At 71.0% G+C, this 17,246-nt stretch carries 12 protein-coding genes; 9 read left to right on the forward strand and 3 right to left on the reverse strand.

Features of this window, described 5'->3' with window-relative positions:
* The first annotated feature begins 120 nt into the window (after positions 1 to 120).
* The 3 genes from I004_RS0100620 (at position 121) to I004_RS31295 (ending at position 6,943) form a co-directional block, all read left to right on the forward strand.
* Complete coding sequence (locus I004_RS0100620; RefSeq protein ID WP_028433912.1) at positions 121 to 3,141, forward strand: protein kinase; 3,021 nt, start codon at positions 121 to 123, stop codon at positions 3,139 to 3,141.
* 179 nt (positions 3,142 to 3,320) lie between these two features.
* Positions 3,321 to 4,988: a succinic semialdehyde dehydrogenase gene (locus I004_RS0100625; protein ID WP_028433913.1), complete on the forward strand. Its 1,668-nt coding sequence runs from the start codon at positions 3,321 to 3,323 to the stop codon at positions 4,986 to 4,988.
* 89 nt (positions 4,989 to 5,077) lie between these two features.
* Complete coding sequence (locus I004_RS31295; protein ID WP_051344553.1) at positions 5,078 to 6,943, forward strand: GMC family oxidoreductase; 1,866 nt, start codon at positions 5,078 to 5,080, stop codon at positions 6,941 to 6,943.
* 800 nt (positions 6,944 to 7,743) lie between these two features.
* Here the strand turns inward: I004_RS31295 and I004_RS0100635 are convergent.
* Positions 7,744 to 8,085 carry a chorismate mutase family protein gene (locus I004_RS0100635; RefSeq protein WP_028433914.1) on the reverse strand — a complete coding sequence of 114 codons (342 nt, stop codon included), beginning with the start codon at positions 8,083 to 8,085 and terminating at the stop codon, positions 7,744 to 7,746.
* A 471-nt stretch (positions 8,086 to 8,556) separates the two neighbouring features.
* On the opposite strand from I004_RS0100635, the gene guaA reads away from it, so the two are divergent.
* The 3 genes from guaA to I004_RS0100650 all read left to right on the forward strand — a co-directional run bounded on the left by guaA (position 8,557) and on the right by I004_RS0100650 (position 12,108).
* Entirely contained in the window at positions 8,557 to 10,101 is a 1,545-nt protein-coding gene (gene guaA, locus I004_RS0100640) for a glutamine-hydrolyzing GMP synthase (RefSeq protein WP_486579627.1), read from the forward strand.
* Positions 10,102 to 10,236: 135 nt separating this feature from the next.
* Positions 10,237 to 10,851 (forward strand): Uma2 family endonuclease, encoded by a 615-nt coding sequence (locus I004_RS0100645; RefSeq protein ID WP_078510704.1) that lies wholly within the window; start codon positions 10,237 to 10,239, stop codon positions 10,849 to 10,851.
* 114 nt (positions 10,852 to 10,965) lie between these two features.
* Positions 10,966 to 12,108, forward strand: a complete 1,143-nt coding sequence (locus I004_RS0100650; RefSeq protein ID WP_158676971.1) for a hypothetical protein — start codon at positions 10,966 to 10,968, stop codon at positions 12,106 to 12,108.
* Between the two features lie 72 nt (positions 12,109 to 12,180).
* Here I004_RS0100650 and I004_RS0100655 read toward each other — a convergent pair whose 3' ends face one another.
* Complete coding sequence (locus tag I004_RS0100655) at positions 12,181 to 12,708, reverse strand: DinB family protein (protein ID WP_028433918.1); 528 nt, start codon at positions 12,706 to 12,708, stop codon at positions 12,181 to 12,183.
* Positions 12,709 to 12,891: 183 nt separating this feature from the next.
* Here I004_RS0100655 and I004_RS0100660 point away from each other — a divergent pair, with 183 nt between their 5' ends.
* Positions 12,892 to 13,197, forward strand: a complete 306-nt coding sequence (locus I004_RS0100660; protein ID WP_037974684.1) for a nuclear transport factor 2 family protein — start codon at positions 12,892 to 12,894, stop codon at positions 13,195 to 13,197.
* 12 nt (positions 13,198 to 13,209) lie between these two features.
* On the opposite strand, the gene I004_RS0100665 is transcribed toward I004_RS0100660, so the two are convergent.
* Positions 13,210 to 13,845, reverse strand: a complete 636-nt coding sequence (locus I004_RS0100665) for a hypothetical protein (RefSeq protein ID WP_078510705.1) — start codon at positions 13,843 to 13,845, stop codon at positions 13,210 to 13,212.
* A 187-nt stretch (positions 13,846 to 14,032) separates the two neighbouring features.
* Between I004_RS0100665 and I004_RS0100670 the strand changes: the two genes are divergently transcribed.
* The gene (locus I004_RS0100670) at positions 14,033 to 15,043 is read left to right on the forward strand and encodes an aldo/keto reductase (protein WP_028433921.1); all 1,011 of its coding nucleotides are present in this window, start codon (positions 14,033 to 14,035) and stop codon (positions 15,041 to 15,043) included.
* 220 nt (positions 15,044 to 15,263) lie between these two features.
* Positions 15,264 to 17,201: a LamG domain-containing protein gene (locus I004_RS0100675; protein WP_028433922.1), complete on the forward strand. Its 1,938-nt coding sequence runs from the start codon at positions 15,264 to 15,266 to the stop codon at positions 17,199 to 17,201.
* Positions 17,202 to 17,246 lie beyond the last annotated feature (45 nt).

Below are 17,246 nucleotides of genomic sequence, written 5' to 3' on the forward strand. Positions count from 1 at the left end.
CGAGTCCGCCCGCGCCGGACAGCTCGGGCACGTATCGTGAATGGCCGCGGACCGGTATCCGTCCGTAAAGATACGGATGAGTTGTGCAATCGACGGTCTCGCGCGCTGTGGGGAGGCGTCGTGGACGACTACGCGGACAAGGCGGGACGGCTGCTGGCCGACCGCTATCGCCTGCCCCGGACCACCGCCGATTCCCACCAGTTGACGGAGTCGGTGGCCTACGACACGGCCAGTGGGCAGGAAGTGCTCGTACGCCAGGTGCCGTTGCCCGAGATCGTCGAGGCCGAGGTGCTCGAGGACGGCGGTTCCGTCGGTGCCGGTGCCGCACACGGCGCCGCGTTCCGCGGCTCGATAGGGCGCGCGACGCGCAGCCCCGCGGACCCGGCCGTCCGGCGTGCCGTCGAGGCGGCGGTCGCAGCCGCCCGTCTGCCCGACCACCCCAGGCTCGACCAGGTCTTCGACGTCTTCGTCGAGGGTGACGGTCTGTGGATCGTCAGCGAGCTGCTGCCGGCCACGCCGCTCGCGACGCTGCTTTCGCACCAGACGCTGACCGCTCACAGGGCCGCGGAGATCGCCGCCGATCTGCTCACCGCGCTGCGCGTGGTGCACGCGCACGGCTGGACCCACCGGAACGTCACCGCGCGTACGGTCCTGATCTGTGACGACGGGCGGGCGCTGCTGACGGGGCTCGCGGTCGGCGCGGCCCAGGAGGCGCTGTGCGGGTACAACCCGCTCCCGGACTCCGAGCGGGTGGCACTGCCGCCCAGCGGCAACATCCCCGGCGAGCCACGGCGGGGCGGTGGTGGCGGCGAGGCGGAGGCCGCCGGCGAGCAGTCGCAGGCGGGGCACGAACCCACACCCGAATCGGGGTCGTGGAAGGGCATCACGCTCCCCGAGGGCTTCGACGTGCGGCAGGAGGACCAGGCCGACGACCCGTACGGACGCGGTCCCGTACCGGGCTCGGGAAACGAGCCGGGCCAGGACCCTCCGAGGGCCGGCGGATCCCCGCGCGGCATCTTCGGCCTGGAGGGCCTCGAGGTCCTCGGGAACGACGGCCCGCCGACCGGGCAGGGCGGCGGGCCCGTACGTCATGGATACGAGACCGGCGGGCGCGGCCCGCGCAGCGGTGCCATCGCGGCCTACCAGGCGGGTGCCAAGCGCGGCGCCGCCGCCCGTGTGCACGGCACGCAGCGCGACGAACCGGAGCTGGAGCGACGGCACGAGGGCGGGCAGGGGGACCAGGCGGGCGCTCGGGAGGACTGGTGGAACCGCCCCGCGTCGGCACCCCCGGCGGACGCCCGTCACGCGACGCCCGACGACTACGTGCGCTGGTTCCCGGCCGGGGAGGACGAGGTCACCCCGAGCGACCTGCCGGGCTCACGTCCGCCCAACAGCCTTCCTGTGAAGGCCACTTGGCGTCCCGCCGAGCCGGAGCCAAGGCCGGAGCAGGAACGCGAAGGCCGACCCGCGGGCTCCAGGTACTCCGACGTCCCGTATGCCGAGGAGATGTACGGCGGCGGTGCCCGCAGCGAGGACCAGTACGCCGACGAGTCCGAGAGCCGTCCCTGGGGCGGCGAGGGCGCCGAGGAGAACGGCGCACCCGAGGGCTTCCGCGGTCCCGCCACCGCCCTGGCCGCCGAACGTGCGCGGCAGGCGCGCATGACGGTCGTCGGCGCGGTCAGCGAGCGGTGGGCGCCCGAGCAGGCCGGGCCGGTCCATCAGAACTGGCGGCTCGCCCCGCCGGTCGGCCCCTCGGCGGACCTGTGGGCGCTGGGTGTCCTGCTCTTCCGTGCCGTGCAGGGCCATGCGCCCTACCCCGAGGACGACGTCGCCGAACTGGTGCAGATGGTGTGCGGTGAGCCGCCCGCGTTCGCAGAGGAGTGCGGTCCGCTGCGTCCCGTCGTCGAATCGCTGCTGCGCCAGGACCCCACGGAGCGCCCGGACTTCGAGGAGCTGAGGGGCTGGCTGCGGTCCCTGGTGCGCTCCGCGCCGGAGCCCGAAGTCGGCTGGCACACGGTGTACGCGCCGTCGCTGGACCCGGGTGGTACGTCGGACCCGAGACGGCTGCCGATACTGCGCCGCCGCGGCGAACTCGTACGCAGACGGCGGGCGGCGAGACGCGCGGCCCGCGCCGAGCAGAGACAGCAGCACCGGCATCAGCAGCGGGAGCAGCGCCGGCAGAAGCAGCAACGGCCGCGGCCCGCCCCACTCCAGGGCACCCCGCACGCGCTCCATCCTCAGGGCCCGCACGATCAGGCCCCGCACGATCGGACTGCGCGATATGAGGCGCAGCAGCCCCAGCAGCCCCAGCAGCCCCAGCAGCCCCAGCAGCCCCAGCAGCCGGGACCCGTTCCGCCGATGCCCGAGCAGGCGCCGGAACCGAGGCGTGAACGCGCCGCGCACAGGCGGAGCCGGCCCGCGCGGGAGAAGAAGCCACGGCAGGGCTCGGGCCCCCGCAAGCTCGGCGGCGTACTGGTCGGCCTCGTGCTCGCGGGGCTTGCCGCCGCACTGATGTACGCGGTGTGGTTCATGCCCGAGGGCGACACCGACGGCGCCTCGAACCAGCAGCGCGGTTCCGTCGGAGGCGAGAGCCGGTCCCCGGGGACGGGCGACGGCAGTGGCAACGGCGGCGGTGACGGCGGCGGCAACGCCGAGAAGCATCGGCCGCCCGCCCCCGCGGGCAAGGCGCCGAAGGGCTACAAGCTCAGCCAGGACCCCGCCGGCTTCCGTGTCGCCGTGCCCGACGAGTGGAACCGCCGCTCGACGACCGGTCGCGGCCAGGTCCGCTACAACGGCGGCGAGATCGAGATGGTCATCGTCAACGGCCGTGACGCGGTGGGGAAGTACGGCAAGGATCCGATGGCCTACCAGAGCGACGACGAACCGGAGTTGAAGGCCTACCGCGCCTCGGACTGGGCGTCGACCTCCGGGCTGCGGCGCATCGACGTCGGCGAAACCGCCATGGCCGAGGGCACGTTCAGCTGGAAGGACGGCGGCCGTGACATCTACGCACGCAACCGCGCGATGATCCTCGACGGGCGCTACCACGTGCTGATGGTGATGGGCTCGAAGGGCAAGAAGCAGGAGATCGACCGGCACTTCGAGGCCGTGGCCGACACCTACCGGTCGACGGGCCGCTGATCTCCGCAGGCCTCATCGGACGCGTGCCGGCCTCCCGGACCGGGCGTCGGCATCACCGGAGGTCAGCGATCTGAGCCGCACCGACCGCCGGCTGGTCGTGCCAGCGTTCGCTGGCAGATTCCGTGAAAGTGGTTACCGCCGGGTATGCAGCGTGTTTCCGGGGTCGTACGCTCTCTCGCATGACGGACACGCAGGACACCCGCTCCCAGGACCAGGGCGAAGACCGCGGCACCGGCGGCACCGCCACACCGGACGGAGCCGCCGGTGGCAACCCGGTGGCCCCCGCTCCCGCAGGGGTGCGCACGGCGGCCGACGTCGTCACCGCCGGGCTCGTCGAAGCTCTCACCGAGGGAGTGATCGGCAGCGGCCGTACGTCCAGCCACACGCCGTTCACGGGGAAGAAGCTCGCCGAGCTGCCGGAGTCGACGCCCGAGGACGTCGCCTTCGCCTTCCACCGTGCGCGCGAGGCGCAGCGTGAATGGGCCGCCACACCCGTACGGGAGAGGGCCGCCGTCCTGCTCCGCTTCCACGACCTGGTGCTGAAGCGGCAGAGCGAGGTGCTGGACCTGATCCAGCTGGAGACCGGCAAGGCACGGCTGCACGCGCACGAGGAGGTGCAGGCCGTCGCCGTCGCCGCACGCCACTACGGGCGGCGTGCCCCCGCATATCTGCGTCCCAAGCGGCACACCGGCGCGTTCCCCGTCCTGACCAAGGTGACCGAGAACCGTCATCCACGCGGCGTCGTCGGGCAGATCGCGCCGTGGAACTACCCCTTCGAACTCTCCGTCGGCGATGCCCTTCCCGCGTTCGTCGCGGGCAACGCCGTCGTGATGAAGCCCGACACCGAGACGGCTCTGACAGCCCTGTGGGCGCGCAAGCTGCTCATCGAGGCCGGGCTGCCGAAGAACGTGTGGCAGGTCGTCATAGGCGAGGGCCATGTGATCGGCCCCGCCGTCGTCGAGCGCGGTGACTACGTCTCGTTCACCGGCTCCACCAGAACCGGACGCGGCGTGGCGCAGAAGGCCGCGGAGCGGCTCGTGGGCGCGTCCCTCGAACTCGGCGGCAAGAACGCCATGATCGTGCTGCCCGACGCCGACCTGGACAAGGCCGCGGCGGGTGCGGTGCGAGGTGCGTTCTCGTCCGCCGGCCAGCTGTGCATCTCGATCGAGCGGCTGTACGTGCACGAGTCGGTGGCGGACGCGTTCGTGGAACGCTTCGTCGCCCGTACGAAGCGGATGCGGCTCGGCTCGTCGCTCGCCTACGGCGCCGACATGGGTTCCCTCGTCTCGCAGAAGCAGCTCGACAACGTCAGCCGTCACATCGAGGAAGCGGTCGCCAAGGGCGCCAAGGTGCTCGCGGGCGGGCGCGCACGCCCCGACGTGGGGCCGCTCTTCCACGAGCCGACGATCCTCGACGGCGTCGAGTCGCCGATGGCCGTGTGCACGGAGGAGACCTTCGGGCCCGTCGTGTCCGTCTACCGCTACTCGGACGAGGACGAGGCCGTCGAGCTCGCCAACTCCACGGCGTACGGCCTGAATTCGAGCGTCTGGGGCCGCAACGGCAGCCATGCGCGGGCGGTCGCGGCACGGCTGCGCAGCGGGACCGTCAACGTCAACGAGGGTTACGCGGCGGCGTACGGCAGCGTGCAGTCCCCGATGGGCGGCATGGGCGACTCCGGCCTCGGCAGGCGGCACGGCAGCGAGGGCATCCTCAAGTACACCGAGTCGCAGACCGTGGCGCACCAGCGGGTACTGCCGATGGCGCCGTCCTTCGGCATGGACGACGCGAAGTACTCCGCGTTCATGAGCCTCGCCCTCAAGGTGCTCAAGGCGCTCCGCTTCCGCTGACGCCGGGCAGCCGCCCACCGCGCCGACCCCCAGCCCCGACGACCCGTACAACCGATCCAGAGCCGAACCACTCGCACCGGAGGCCCATCGTGTCCGAGGAGAACTCCGCCCCGAACGAGGGCGGTTCGTACAACTACGACGTGATTGTCATCGGCTCCGGCTTTGGCGGTTCCGTCTCCGCACTCCGTCTTACGGAGAAGGGGTACAGCGTCGGAGTGCTGGAGGCGGGACGCCGCTACACGCGCGAGACTCTGCCCAAGAACTCCTGGGACACGAAGAACTACATCTGGGCGCCGGCACTCGGTCTCTACGGCATCCAGCGCATCCATGTGCTCAGCAATGTCATGATCCTGGCAGGCGCGGGTGTGGGAGGCGGTTCGCTGAACTACGCCAACACCCTCTACGTGCCGCCGAAGGCCTTCTTCCAGGACCGCCAGTGGGGCCACATCACCGACTGGCAGGAGGAGTTGAAGCCCTTCTATGACCAGGCGCAGCGGATGCTGGGCGTGCGCCTCAACCCGACGATGACGCCCTCCGACGAGCATCTGAAGACGGCTGCCGAGCGGATGGGCGTCGGCGACAGCTTCCACATGGCGCCGGTGGGCGTGTTCTTCGGCGACGGCGAGGACGCGGACGGCAAGGCGAGGACCAAGCCGGGCGGCGAGGTCGCCGACCCGTACTTCGGCGGAGCCGGCCCGTCCCGCAGGGCCTGCTCGGAGTGCGGCGAGTGCATGACGGGCTGCCGTCACGGCGCGAAGAACACCCTCAACGAGAACTACCTCTATCTCGCCGAGAAGGCGGGCGCCGTCGTGCACCCGATGACGACGGTGCGCGAGGTCGAGGAACTCCCGGACGGCCGGGGCTTCGCCGTCACCTGCGTGGCGACGGACAAGCGCAAGGGGCCGGCAACGGTGCTGCGCGCCCGCAAGGTCGTCGTGGCGGCCGGTACGTACGGGACGCAGACGCTGCTGCACCGCATGCGCGACACCGGCACACTGCCCGGGCTCTCCGAACGGCTCGGCGAGCTGACCCGCACCAACTCCGAGGCGCTGGTGGGCGCGCAGACCATCGAGCGGCGCTACCGCAAGAAGTGGAAGGACGGCCGGAAGCTCGACTTCACGCGGGGCGTGGCCATCACCTCCTCCGTCCACCCGAACGAGCACACGCACATCGAGCCCGTCCGCTACGGCAGGGGCTCCAACGCGATGAGCGCGCTGACCACTCTCCAGGTCAACCACGACACGAAGCTGCCCAAGGTGCTGGGCCATCTGCTCACCTGTCTGCGGCATCCCAACCTGTTCCTCAGGTCGCTCTCCGGCCGCAAGTGGTCCGAGCGGATCATCATCGGCCTGGTGATGCAGACGCACGACAACTCCCTGACCACGTACCGGAAGACGAAGGGACTCGGGAAGGGACTGCTCACCGCCCGTCAGGGTCACGGCGCGCCCAACCCGGCCTACATTCCCGAGGGCGCGGAGGTCGCACGGCATCTCGCCGACGACATCAACGGCTTCGCCGGGACCAACCTCGGTGAGCTGATGGGCATGCCGCTCACGGCGCACTTCCTCGGCGGCTGCCCGATCGGTGCGGACGCGGACAGCGGCGTCATCGACCCGTACCACCGGTTGTACGGGCACCCCGGCATCACGGTGGTGGACGGCTCCGCCGTCTCCGCGAACCTCGGTGTCAACCCCGCACTCACCATCACCGCTCAGGCCGAGCGCGCCATGTCGCTGTGGCCGAACAAGGGCGAGGAGGACGCGCGACCCGAGCAGGGATCGCAGTACGTACGGATGGCGCCCGTGGCGCCGCGCGAACCGGTCGTGCCGGACGACGCGTTCGGGGCGCTGCGGCTGACGGTGCTGCCCGTGCCGGAGGTGCCGGCCAGGGGTCCCTCCCGGCGAAGCCAGGGGGAGAGGCCGGAGGCGGCGCGGGAGAGCGCCGACGTGGAGTAGTTCCCGAATTCGCGTTCCCGCCCGGGCAGTTCGGCCGGGCGGGAACGGGAACGGTTCTCGCACACGCGAAGGGCCCCGTGGCGCCGGCCGGTTGGTGGACGGCGCCACGGGGCCCTTGGCGTCCAGCACGGGCGTCAGGGCAGCGCCCGCCTGAAGGAACGGCACCGGGGGGTAGTGCCGCCTGGCCGTCCGAGCTGCGGCAGCATGCTGCACAGCCGGTCAACGGCCGGGTCTTGAAAGGGAGTTCGTGTGCATGGTGCTGGATGCGCATCGGACGCGCAAGGCGTCGGACCCCCTTGGTCACGGCATTGGTACCGGCTGACCGGAACTCTTACCGTCGGACGACAATCTCCCGAGAATCTTCCTGAATCCCAAAGTCTGCGCGCTCCGCGGAGCGGCCGGTCCAGGGCGTCCCCCGCACCGGCCACTGTCTCCCCGCGCGGGGAGAGTTGGTGACCGGGCTGCTGTCCCCTGCTGACCGGTCACTCGCGCCGGAGCGAGGTCCCACGACACTTCCGTCCCCGCCCACGAGGAGGAACGGGCGTCTCATCGCTGCGATGGCGCGTCCCCGAACTGCCGGACGTCCGGCGGGCATCGGGGTCACCGGGACCAACGAAGCTCCGCACGCGGCGGTCACGCTCCTTACGGGTGACCGCCGCGCCGCGGACTTGCCGTGTTGTGCGAACGGCTCGCGGCAGCCGCCGTGCGCTGACCGGGCGCCCGGCCGCACACGTGCGGCGGTTCACCACTGCGCGTTCTGTCGATCGACGACTGGGCTCACGACTGGCTCACGACAGGGTTCACGACTGGGCGCGGCACAGCGCCAGCAGCGTCATCGCGAGCTGTGTGCCCGGGCGGCCCAGCTCGCTGCGGTAGCGGTTGAGGATCTCCATCTCCCGTGCCAGACCCACTTGTTCCCCTGGCCGGGAGCTCTCACCGGCCGGTCCGTCTCCGGCCTCGGTGCGCGTCTGCCGGATGCCTGCCGCGACGTTCCTGCGTTCCTGCACGAGCGCGATGATGCGGGCGTCCAGCTCGTCGATGCGGGATCCGGCCCCGGCTCCGGACTCGCCCCCGCCCGCCGTGCCCGCCCCGGTCGCGTCCGGGCCGGTACGCCCGGTGGTCTCTGCGGCTTCTGTGCTCATGGTGTGCATGTCTCCGTCCTCGTAGGCCGTGCGTACGGCGGAGCCCTGGACCTTGTGGCCCGTGGAGCGGAAACGAAGAGCGCCCCGGGCCTTTGCCGGCCCGGGGCGCCCGGTGAGTCGCTCGTCAGTGGATCAAGCAGCTCGACCACGGCGGCCGTGAGGGCCGGATCCGTAGCCGAACCAGAAGCTGGTTGTGACGGGCTGCTCGAACATGCTCGACAGTATGCACGGGCCCCCTGCGGAGGCCAAGCAGCACCCCGGGCGGCTCCCGTTAGAATCGGCCGTACGAAGTGAGCACGTGCTCCGAGCTCCGGCACGGCGTGCATCAACGCCGTCCCCGCCGTCCCACGCTCCCGTACCACCGCCGTAAGGCCGAAAGGCAGCCGCTCCGTGGCATCAGCGCCCGCCCCTCGTGGCTCAGGCTCCCCGGAATCCGCCTCCGCATCTCCGGACGCTCCGGAGACCGTGCTCGTGATCGATTTCGGCGCCCAGTACGCCCAGCTCATCGCGCGCCGTGTGCGCGAGGCACGGATCTACAGCGAGGTCGTGCCCTCCACCATGCCGGTGGAGGAGATGCTGGCCAGGAACCCGAAGGCGGTGATCCTCTCCGGCGGCCCCTCCTCCGTGTACGCCGACGACGCTCCGTCCCTCGACGGCTCGCTCTTCGACGCCGGGATCCCTGTGCTCGGCCTGTGCTACGGCTTCCAGCTGATGGCGCGGTCCCTCGGCGGCACCGTCGACAACACCGGCAGCAGGGAGTACGGGCGCACGGACCTTTCGGTCTCGAAGGGCGCCTCCACCCTCTTCGAGGGCACGCCCTCGCACCAGCAAGTGTGGATGTCGCACGGCGACGCCTGCTCCGCCGCACCGGAGGGCTTCACGGTGACCGCGTCCACCGACATGGTCCCGGTCGCGGCGTTCGAGAACGACGAGCGCAGGCTCTACGGCGTCCAGTACCACCCCGAGGTCATGCACTCCACGCACGGCCAGCAGGTGCTGGAGCACTTCCTCTACCGCGGCGCCGGGCTCTCCCCGACCTGGACGACCGCGAGCATCGTCGACGAGCAGGTCGCGGCGATCCGCGAACAGATCGGCAGCAAGCGCGCCATCTGCGGACTGTCCGGAGGCGTGGACTCCGCGGTGGCCGCAGCCCTCGTCCACAAGGCCGTCGGTACGCAGCTGACCTGCGTGTACGTCGACCACGGGCTGATGCGCAAGGGCGAGACGGAGCAGGTGGAGAAGGACTTCGTCGCGGCCACCGGCGTGCAGCTGAAGGTCGTCGACGCCGCCGACCGCTTCATCGCCGCGCTGGCCGGCGCCTCCGACCCGGAGCAGAAGCGCAAGATCATCGGACGTGAGTTCATCCGGGTCTTCGAGCAGGCGCAGGCCGAGCTCGTCGCCGAGGCGGGTGCCGCCGGTGAGGACGTCGCCTTCCTCGTGCAGGGCACCCTCTATCCCGACGTCGTCGAGTCCGGCGGCGGCACGGGCGCGGCCAACATCAAGTCGCACCACAACGTGGGCGGGCTTCCCGAGGACCTGGAGTTCGAACTGGTCGAGCCGCTGCGGAAGCTGTTCAAGGACGAGGTCCGCATGGTCGGCCAGGAGCTGGGCCTGCCGGAGGAGATCGTCCAGCGGCAGCCGTTCCCCGGCCCCGGGCTCGGGATCCGCATCATCGGTGAGGTCACGCGCGAGCGCCTCGACGTGCTGCGCGAGGCCGACGCCATCGCCCGCGAGGAGCTCACGGCCGCGGGCCTGGACCGCGACATCTGGCAGTGCCCGGTCGTGCTGCTGGCCGACATCCGCTCCGTGGGCGTGCAGGGCGACGGCCGCACGTACGGGCATCCCGTGGTGCTGCGCCCCGTCTCGTCCGAGGACGCGATGACCGCGGACTGGTCGCGGCTGCCGTACGACGTGCTGGCCCGCGTCTCCACCCGCATCACGAACGAGGTCTCCGGCGTCAACCGTGTCGCGCTCGACATCACGAGCAAGCCGCCGGGCACGATCGAGTGGGAGTGAGCCGGGACGACCGGCGAGCGCCCGCGCGCACCCTCCGTCAACGTGGCCTCGTGCTTCATGCCTCTGAGTGACAAGGACGCGCTCCCGCCCGCTACGGTGGGTGCGGGGCAGAGAATCCCGTCCATGGGAGGAACCATGACCGCCGAGCCCGTGCCCACCAGCGGCGATTCCCAGGATGCCGCCCCGCAGTGGCCTGTGCCGCCGAGGCACGGCTACACCGTGGACGACCTGTTCAATCTGCCAAACCTCCCGCCGCACACCGAATTGATCGACGGGAGCCTGGTCTTCGTGAGCCCACAGCGGAAGTTTCATTCGCTGGCGATGTACTTGCTGGAAAGCGGGATGCGCTGCACGGTTCCTGAGAACTTGCGCGTGCGGCGAGAGATGGCGGTGGTGCTCAGCCCCGGCACCGTACCGGAACCGGACATTTGCGTGGTCCGTACAGAGGCGGACAAGGACGGGCGCCAGACCCGTTACGAGGCGCAGGACCTCGTCCTTGCTGTCGAGGTCGTCTCGCCCGACTCCCAGGAGCGGGATCGCGACACCAAGCCGCACAAGTACGCGCGGGCGGGCATCCCGCACTTCTGGCGCGTGGAGATGTCCGGCGACGGCGAACGTCCAGTCGTCTACGTCTACGAGCTGGATCCGACGACCATGGTCTACGCAGTCACGGGCATCCACCATGACCAGCTGAAACTCTCGGTGCCGTTCCAGGTCGACATCGACCTCACCGAGATCGACCACCTGTAGGCGGCGGCCAACACCCGGCGCGATGAGTCCCCTGATGCAGACCCGCCGGGGCACCCGGCCCGGCCGGGCCCGGCGATCTCGGATGTCCGGCGCCCACGGCGGTAGTTTGCCGGGGTGACCGATATCGGGGGCCGGACCCGCCGACTGAACCGGCGGAAGCGGATCGTCGGGGCCGCTGCCGCGGGAGTGGTGCTGCTCGGGGTGGTCGCCGCGGTCGTCGAGCCGTACGTGAACGACTGGTGGGTCACCCGTGACGCCTGCAGCGGAGCGCTCCCCGAGGGCGTCCTCGACGACATGGGCACGAAGCCGATGGACGACGACAGGCATCTCTACGGACACGAGGAGACCGTCGACTCTCCCCTCGGCAGATACCGCTGCGAGGTGAACGACGGCGAGACCGGCCGCGGCTACCGCTTCCGTGCCTCGGCCTACACCGCCCGTGACGACATCGACGGCCACCTCTCCGAGGACTTCTCCGGCCATGAGCCGGCCCGGCTGGCGCTCCCGGCGGAGTTGCCCGGCTACGAGACGCCGCGCGGCGATCTCGTCGTGACGGTCGTCTGCCCCCGGTTGGGCAGGGACGGCTCGGGGAAGCCGCGGCAGCTGCACACCAGGGCTCAGATCCCCGGCTACTTCGGCGACGGCGAGTCGGGGGACGAGCCCGCTGCCGGAGTCGCGTACGACGCCGGTGCGCGCGCCGCCGTCTCCTTCGCCAACAAGGCCTCGGAGAAGCTGCGTTGCGGAGCGAAGCCACTGGCCGTCCCCGAGAAGGTGCCCCGGCCGGAGCCGGTGCCGCTGGGACGGACGGACGGGACGCCGTGCTCTGCGCTCGCCCACGCACCTCTCGGTCCGAAGAAGGCCTGGAGCGTGGAGGTGCGGATGTCGCAGCGCGCCCCGGTCGGCAGCTGCCTGCTGGAACGCAACGGCGACGGCACCGGGTCAGGTCAGGCGGCCCTGGGGAAGGAGGCGCTCGATCTCACGGCCTTCCACGGCGACTTCTCCCGCCACCTGTGGAAGGCCCTCGGCAGGAAGAAGCCGTGGGTCAGCGCGACGCAGGGCTGGGCGACCGCGCGGTGCGACGGGACGGACGCCGTCTTCCGGATCCGCGCACTGGGCGGGGACGGGGAGACGCCGGTGCTGAGCGCGGAGGAGATGCGCTCGATCCTGACCGCCTTCGCCGAGCGGCAGGCCGACCGCCGTGGCTGCACGAAGCCGCGCGTACCGTCACGGGTCTCGGCCGACCCGCCCCGGGCCTGACGGAGCGCAAGGCGGGCCCGCGGACGCCGAGTGCTCGGGCGGTGCCAGGCGTCGCCGCCCGGCCGCCGCGGCTCACGTACCGGATGTGCCGTCGATGCGCTCGCGGAGCAGATCCGCGTGCCCGTTGTGCCGCGCGTACTCCTCGACCATGTGGATCAGGATCCAGCGCAGGGACACGCTGTCGGCGCCCATGATCGCTGCCGCTCCTTCGGGGAGGCTGCCGGAGTCGTCGAGGGACGCGGTGGCCGTCAGTTCGCGTCCACGCTCGACCTCGCGCTGCCAGACGGCCATCGCCTCGTCCATGCCGCGTCCGGGAACGAGCGCGAACCCGTCCTCCCCCTCCTCGTACAGCCTCGGCACGTCCTGACCGGCGAACACCCGCTGGAACCAGTTGCGTTCGACTTCCGCCAAGTGCTGCACCAGCCCGAGCAGAGTCATCGAGGACGGCTCCACCGACTGCTCGCGCACCTGACTGTCGTCGAGATCCGCGCACTTGAGGGTCACGGTGGCCCGGTGGAAGTCCAACCAGCCCTCCAGCATGGTGCGTTCGTCCGCGTGCGGGGCGGGGACGGGTCGTCCGTCCGATGTCGTCCTGGTCATGGAGCCAGCCTTCCATGGCCGGGCCGCCGGTTCGTCCCGGTCGCCGTCAGGAAGTGGCACCGGCCGTCGCCCGCTGCGATGAGTCCGGGTGCCGGCAGCGGTCTGCACTGCGGCAGGGACATCACGCACGGAGGGAGAGCCGCTGTGGCCGGCACCGACGGGACCGAGGTCGTAAGGGCCTGCATGGAGAGCTACGTCGCGCAGGACCGCGAGCGAGCGGAACGGCTGATCGCCGACGACTACAGCTTCACCAGCCCGCAGGACGACCACATCGACAGGGCCGCGTTCTTCGAGCGCTGCTTCCCCACGGCCGGACGCCTCCTGTCGCAGAAGATCCTGTCGGTCGTGCCGGCCGGGGGCGACGACGTCTTCATCCTCTACGAGTACGAACTGAAGACGGGCGAGCGCCACCGCAACGTCGAGGTCGCGACGGTCCGCGACGGGCGCATCACCGAGACCCAGGTCTTCTTCGGGGGCCGCGTCCGTTAGGCGTCCGGTGGCTCAGGCCGGCGGTCGCCCCTGGGAGGTGCCGTCCTTCGCCGGTCCTGCCGACGCCCACACGAGCAGGGCGAAGCCGAGCGCGAAGCCCAGCATCGTCACCACCCCTCGCGGCTGGAAGATGTGGCTGTCGAAGAAGGACCCGCAGCACACCAGCAGCAGCACCGCGCCCGGCAGCACACGCGCCCCGTACCTGACGCACAGCGCGACCGATGCCGCTACCACCGCGACGGTCAGGCACCACACACCCGCCTGCCCGAGCGCGTCACCGGTGTGGAAGATCGGGTTGACGACCCGGCGACGCTGCTCGCCGCCGTGCTCCTCGGCGATGCCGGCCCCGATGCCGGCGACGGCGTCCAGCCCGGTGTAGAAGCAGGCGTACCCGAAGGCGCCCACCCATGCGACGACGGTGGCCACGCCCGGCACGTCACGCCGCGGCCTGCCCCACAAGGGCACGATCAGGCCCAGCGCCAGCAGAGGCCAGACAGGCAGCAGCCAGACGTGCATCTCGGCCCACATCGCGGCGTTGTGCGGCCGCAGCCCGGCCGGGTGCCCCAGCCCGAATCCGGCCAGCACGAGGGGCGCCGCGACGACGAGGACGATGTCGCGGGCGAGGGTTTTCCACGAGGTCACGGACATGTCCGTGATGGTAGGGGCGCGGTGGGCCGGTGAGAGGGGTGCCGGCGAGCACCGTCACAGAAGCGAAAGATCCGGCGGCCCCGGCCCGGGTGGAGCGGGGTCCGTTCCCCCACTCCGCACCTAGAATGCGCCGACCGCAGACGGGACGCAGTCCTGCCCCAATCACCGGCCGGAGGTCGAGAAACACATGCGCATCAAGTTGCTGGGCGGCTCCGGGCTTCGCGTCAGCGAGCTGTGCCTGGGGACCATGACCTTCGGCCGCGAGACCGACGAGGAGACGAGCGGCGCCATCCTCGACGCCTTCGTCGAGGCGGGCGGCAACTTCATCGACACCGCCGACGTGTACTCCCGGGGCGGATCGGAGGAGATCCTCGGGCGCTGGCTGAGCAGGCAGCAGCGCGACGATCTCGTCATCGCGACGAAGGTCAGGTTCCCGATGGGCGACAGCCCCAACGACCAGGGGCTGGGCCGCAAGCACATCGTCCAGGGCGTGGAGGCGAGCCTGCGACGACTCCGCACCGACCACATCGACCTGTACCAGGTGCACGCCTGGGATCCGCACACGCCGCTGGAGCAGACGATCTCCACCCTCGACTCGCTCGTACGGGCCGGAAAGGTCCGGGCGGTGGGTGCGAGCAACTTCACGGGGTGGCAGCTTCAGAAGGCCGTGGACATCGCCCGCGCCCGCGGCTGGGAGCCCTTCTCCTCCCTCCAGCCGCTGTACAACCTGCTCGACCGCGAAGCCGAGTGGGAACTGCTCCCCGTCTGCCGAAACGAGGGCATCGGTGTGATCCCGTGGAGCCCGCTGCGCGGTGGCTGGCTCAGCGGCGCGATCCGGCGCGGCATGCAGGAACCGCCGAGCGGAAGCCGGGTGAGGACCGCGGAGAGCCAGGGCTGGAGCGAGTCGTGGAGCGCCTACGCGGAGGACGAGCGGACGTGGCGCGTACTCGACGAACTCTTCGCCGTCGCAGAGGAGTCGGGACGGCCTCCGGCCCAGGTCGCGGTCAACTGGCTGCTCCGGCAGGACGGTGTCACCTCCCCGATCGTCGGCGCGCGCACCATGGAGCAGTTCGCCTCCCATCTGGCCGTCGTGGACTGGGAGTTGGAGTCTTCGCAGGTGAAGCGGCTCACGGCCGCCGCGAGCCGTCGGCTGCCCTACCCGTACAGCTTCCAGAAGGGCGGTGACAGCGACGACTGACGGGCGCGCTCCGGGCGCCGATCACCGTCTTGTCCCCTCCTGTTCGGTTGGATCCTTAAATCCGTTATGCCTGTGGCCTTTTCGGGCGTCTTCCCCGGACCCGCGCGATGGAGCCGATTCGGTCGCCGGTACGTCGTATCCTCGTACTGTTATCGGCTATGCACTCTGAGCATTCGTCCTGTGATCGGGACGCCGTCGACTATGGGGATTGAACGCACGGATGGAATGCGCGCGACTGTCTGACGCGGAACTCCTCCCGCTGGTGCGGGAGGAGGGCGAGTCGTCCCGCGACGCGCTCCGTGAGCTGGAGCGGCGCCACTTCCATGCCGTGAGGGCGTTCGCAGCGGTGTGCACCGTCAGTTCGTCGGCGGCCGAGGAACTGGCCGACAACGCATGGCGCCGCGCAACGGCGTTACGTGCCGACATACCCGTCGGCGCCGTACGTCCGTATGCGCTGTGCTCGGTGCTGCGTACGACGGCCGACTGGGCCGGCACGGCCAAACGCGGCGAACTGCACGAAGAGTTGGTCAGCTGGATCCAGAGCTACGTCACCGAGGGCCGCGGGGACTCCTCGGCGGACGACTTCCCCTGTACATCCATGGCGGCCCGCGCCTTCGCCTCGCTTCCCGGCCACACCCAGACGGTGCTGTGGCACTACGCGGTCGAGTACGACGGCGTCGCGAGGATCGACCAGCTCCTCGGCGGCGGTACCGACGAGGTATCGGTGCTGGGCAGGCGTGCGCGCAGGGACTTCTACAACGCCTACGTGCGCATCCACCAGGACGAGATACGTGAGGACGAGTGCGCTCGCCTCCAGCGGACGGTGCTCGCCTACGCGGACCAGAAGTCGATCGAGACCGCTGCCGATCTGATGCCGCACCTGGCGCGGTGCGCACACTGCTCGCAGGCGGTCGACGACCTCGGGCTGATGCACGTCCACTGCGGCGCGCTGCTGGCGGAGGCCCTGCTCCCATGGGGCGGCCATGAGTACGCCGCCTCCAGCCTTCCTTCGTCATCGGGTGGCGTCCGCGCCGCGCACGGGGCGGAGGACGACACCGCTGACAGGGCCGCCGCCGGAGCCGGGGCGGGCCGAGGGGAGCGCTCGTACGAGGGCCGACTGGCGGGATTGCTCCGGGGCTTGGTCTCCCGATGGTCCCGCGGGTTCGCCGGGGGCCGGTTCCTGGGAGGAATCCTCGGCCGCAACGGCGCGGATCCGCGTCCCGGCGACGGCAGGAGACGGCACCAGAGGAAGCGCGTGCTCCAGAGCGCGGCACTGGTCGGCCTGTGTTCGCTCGTCGTCGCCGTCGCCTACACCGGGGCGTTCGGTCCGGGCTCCCCGCAGAGCACCGAGCCGCCTCCCGCCCAGGGCGGTTCGCAGGTGCCGGCCCAGCCGCCGCGGTCCTCCCCGACGACCGCGACGGCCACCGCCACCTCGACCGTCACGGCGACGGAGACCGCCCCGCCCCGCGGGAACGGCGGCGGACGGGCCGGTGGCAGCGTCGGTGAACCGGCCGGAGGTCTGCCGGCTGTCGACACGGCGCTGGAGTGGCTCTTCGACACGGTGCAGGGCGCGACGACGGCGGACACTTCGGCCAACGGGATCCTCGGCACACTCTTCGGGGACCCGCTGCCGGCGCCGGTGAACGGCGCTCTGCAGTTCAACGGGACGCAGGACGTCTCCTCGGAAGGTGCCGTGCTGGACACCGAGTCCAGCTTCTCCGTCACTGCCCGTGTGAAGCTGCAGGACAAAGGCGGCACCCAGACCGTGGTCAGCCAGGACGGCTACGACGTGAGCGGGTTCTCGCTGCAGTACGACGCGGCGAAGGACAGGTGGTCGATGGCCCTGCGCCGTGACGACTCCTCGGACGTCGTGGCGGACGTGGCCCTCTCCGACTCGATTCCGAGGGCCGGCAGATGGACCCAGCTCACCGGCGTCTACGACGACCCGGGCAACGAGATCCGGCTGTACGTCGACGGCAGGCTCGAGGACACGGCCAGGCACGACGGGGATTGGCCGGCCGACGGCGACTTCACGGTCGGCAGGGGGCTGCTCGACGGCGCGCCCTTCCAAGGGCTCAGGGGAACCGTCGACGAGGTGCGCGCCTTCGACTCGGCGCTCTCGGGGCGGCAGGCGCTCGCCCTGGCCGGAGGCTCCTGACCGAGTCCTGGCTGCTTCTGACGGGTCGGCGTCCAGGCCCGCTTC

It is taken from the genome of Streptomyces sp. TAA486, from assembly GCF_000426165.1.

Excerpts from the sequence above, each read along its gene's own strand:
- I004_RS0100625 (WP_028433913.1), top strand. The coding sequence starts at position 3,321 with ATGACGGACACGCAGGACACCCGCTCCCAGGACCAGGGCGAAGACCGC.
- I004_RS0100635 (WP_028433914.1), bottom strand. The coding sequence starts at position 8,085 with ATGAGCACAGAAGCCGCAGAGACCACCGGGCGTACCGGCCCGGACGCG.
- I004_RS0100645 (WP_078510704.1), top strand. The coding sequence starts at position 10,237 with ATGACCGCCGAGCCCGTGCCCACCAGCGGCGATTCCCAGGATGCCGCC.
- I004_RS0100655 (WP_028433918.1), bottom strand. The coding sequence starts at position 12,708 with ATGACCAGGACGACATCGGACGGACGACCCGTCCCCGCCCCGCACGCG.
- I004_RS0100660 (WP_037974684.1), top strand. The coding sequence starts at position 12,892 with ATGGAGAGCTACGTCGCGCAGGACCGCGAGCGAGCGGAACGGCTGATC.
- I004_RS0100665 (WP_078510705.1), bottom strand. The coding sequence starts at position 13,845 with ATGTCCGTGACCTCGTGGAAAACCCTCGCCCGCGACATCGTCCTCGTC.
- I004_RS0100670 (WP_028433921.1), top strand. The coding sequence starts at position 14,033 with ATGCGCATCAAGTTGCTGGGCGGCTCCGGGCTTCGCGTCAGCGAGCTG.
- I004_RS0100675 (WP_028433922.1), top strand. The coding sequence starts at position 15,264 with ATGGAATGCGCGCGACTGTCTGACGCGGAACTCCTCCCGCTGGTGCGG.